General features: G+C 61.7%; 3 protein-coding genes. 2 read left to right on the top strand and 1 reads right to left on the bottom strand.

Going from position 1 to position 2,446, the window contains the following annotated elements; genetic code table 11:
* Together glyS and EN879_RS32100 are read left to right on the top strand one after the other, a co-directional pair.
* The coding region (gene glyS / locus EN879_RS32105; RefSeq protein ID WP_245493904.1) for a glycine--tRNA ligase subunit beta at nt 1-1,338 on the top strand (1,338 nt) is incomplete at its 5' end.
* Between the two features lie 109 nt (nt 1,339-1,447).
* Nucleotides 1,448-1,738, top strand: a complete 291-nt coding sequence (locus EN879_RS32100; RefSeq protein ID WP_063170186.1) for a hypothetical protein — start codon at nt 1,448-1,450, stop codon at nt 1,736-1,738.
* A gap of 105 nt (nt 1,739-1,843) precedes the next feature.
* Here EN879_RS32100 and EN879_RS32095 read toward each other — a convergent pair whose 3' ends face one another.
* Nucleotides 1,844-2,233 (bottom strand): hypothetical protein, encoded by a 390-nt coding sequence (locus tag EN879_RS32095; protein ID WP_024502648.1) that lies wholly within the window; start codon nt 2,231-2,233, stop codon nt 1,844-1,846.
* Nucleotides 2,234-2,446 lie beyond the last annotated feature (213 nt).

The following is a 2,446-nucleotide window of genomic DNA, read 5'->3' as shown; positions in this document are numbered from 1 at the left end:
TCCCTGGCTTCGATGTTGGCGGTTAGAATGAAGCGATTGGAAAGCGCGTCGTCGACACCCTGCGGCCGCGCCAACCAGAAGTGCTTTGTTACGCGGCCGCAGGGTGTCGCCGACGCGCTTTCCAATTGCTTCATTCTAACCGCCAACATCGAAGCCAGGGATGGCGGCAAGGAGATCGCCCACGGCAACGGCAAGGTGGTGCGCGCCCGTCTGTCCGACGCGCTTTATTTCTGGACGACCGACCAGGGCGATTTGCCTGACCTGGCTGAGCTCGAGGCATCGGCGGAAAAATTCGGGCTTGATCTCAAGAAGCCTCTCGACCAGCGCATGGCCCGCCTCGACCATCTCGGCGTGACTTTCCACGCCAAGCTCGGCACGCAGGGCGAACGGGTGGAGCGGATCAAGCGATTGGCGGAAGAACTGGCTCCGACAGTCGGCGCCGATCCCGCACTCGCGCGCCGCGCTGCCGTCTTGGCCAAGGCAGATCTCACCACCGAAGTCGTCGGCGAGTTCCCGGAACTGCAAGGCGCCATGGGCCGCAAATATGCGCTGCTTCAGGGCGAGCATGCATCGGTCGCCGCTGCAGCGGAGGAACACTACAAGCCGCAAGGCCCGTCCGATCGCGTATCGAGCGATCCGGTTTCGATCACAGTGGCGCTTGCCGATAAGCTCGATACGCTGGTCGGTTTCTGGGCAATCGACGAAAAGCCGACTGGGTCGAAGGATCCCTATGCGCTGCGTAGAGCGGCGCTGGGTGTGGTTAGAATATTGGTCGAGAATGATATTCGACTGGCGCTGGCAGCCATCGTCGGGAAAGCGTCTGACCTTCTGTCCTTCTTCCACGACCGCCTGAAAGTCTACCTCCGCGATCAGGGCGCCCGGCACGATCTCATCGATGCCGTCATCACGCCGCAGTCCGACGACCTCTTGCAGATCGTCCGCCGCGTCGAGGCGCTCGGCGCCTTCCTCGACACCGAGGACGGCAAGAACCTGCTCGCCGGCACTAAGCGCGCGGCCAACATTCTGGCTGCCGAGGAGAAAAAGAAAACGGCGGTCGCCGAAACCGTTGAGCCGGCGCTGTTTCGCGCGGATACCGAGAAATCGCTGTTTGCGGCGGTGAACCAGGCTGAGAAGCAAGCCGGCGAAGCGATTCAAAACGATGATTTTTCCGGCGCCTTGCTGGCGCTTAGCGTGTTGCGCGAGCCGGTTGATTCATTCTTTGAGCATGTTCTTGTAAACGATGAGGATCAGGCGGTGCGTGCCAACCGCCTGGCGCTGCTCGCCCGCATCCGCACGGCCACCGGTCAGGTCGCGGATTTCTCCAGGATCGCAGGTTAAGGCGAAGAAAATATTCTCTGCTACCGGCCGTTCGAGCCGGCTTACAGTCATATGGCGATGATCTCTCCGTGGCAAAAGGGACATGTTCCCCAACCCCACGGAGGCTTCCATGAATTCCGATCACGAAATCGAAGTGACAGAAGAAACTCCCGCCGAGGCGCTTGAATCCGCTTCCGAAACCATTCTCGATCATGCCGCCGCCGCAGCGATCGAAGCCGCTGACCTGTCTGATGACGACGAAGACGGCGACGATGAAGAAGGCGAAGAGTCCACCGAAGCTGCCACGCTCTCGGATGACGACGAAGATGAAGACGAGGACGAAGACGACGCCGAGGACAGCGTGAAGGCTGAAGGCGACGAGTCCGAAGAAGAAGACGACGACAAGGAAGAAGCGGCCTGATCTTTTCAGCCGCCGAGTCTATCGATGGCAAGGCGGCGCCGAGGCGCCGCCTTTTGCTATCAGCCGTCCCCGAAGCCGACTGTCAGCCGCCCCGGCGACGGCCCGTCAGTTCTCGAGAATGCTGACGCGCACGCTGTTTTCGTAGACGTCGACCTGGATCAGCGGTTCGCCATTGACGATGGCGCGCTTGGTCGAGGAACTCATCGCGCCGCCGCGTTCCAGCATGCGCTGCAGGTCGGCGCGCTGGTCGTTGGTCCTGAACCAGCCATCAGCCTCGTCGTCGCTGTCACGGCGGTGGAATTTGTGCCAGTTGGCGCGGTCCTGCCGCACCATCTGCGCGGCATTGTCCAGCGCATAGCCGTCACTCGCCTGATGGTCGCGATCGGAAATGCGCGCGACATAGGATCCCAGCATGTCGTCGGCATGAGCCGCGACGACGCCAAGCAGTGACGCCAGCAATAGGCCTGCTCCGGTTACGATTCCAGATTTTCTCATGGCCCCCCCTTTACCCCTAGTGATGAAATCCCGTCTGCCAGAAATGCCTGGAACGGGGACTGCCTGGCAATGGTGCGCCGGGCGCCAGATCGCCGTCAAGTCACGCCATCGATGTCGGCTGTCTTTGAGCCGAGGCTACTTGGTGTAGCCGTTGGGAGGCATGCGCTGCCCTGCTGCCGGGGCCGGAGCGCTCGGCGGGGCGGGTTTTTTCTC

The organism is Mesorhizobium sp. M7A.F.Ca.AU.002.02.1.1 (genome assembly GCF_003998535.1).
In the GTDB taxonomy this organism is placed as follows: domain Bacteria; phylum Pseudomonadota; class Alphaproteobacteria; order Rhizobiales; family Rhizobiaceae; genus Mesorhizobium; species Mesorhizobium ciceri.
This window is presented reverse-complemented; position numbering and strand designations above follow the sequence as displayed.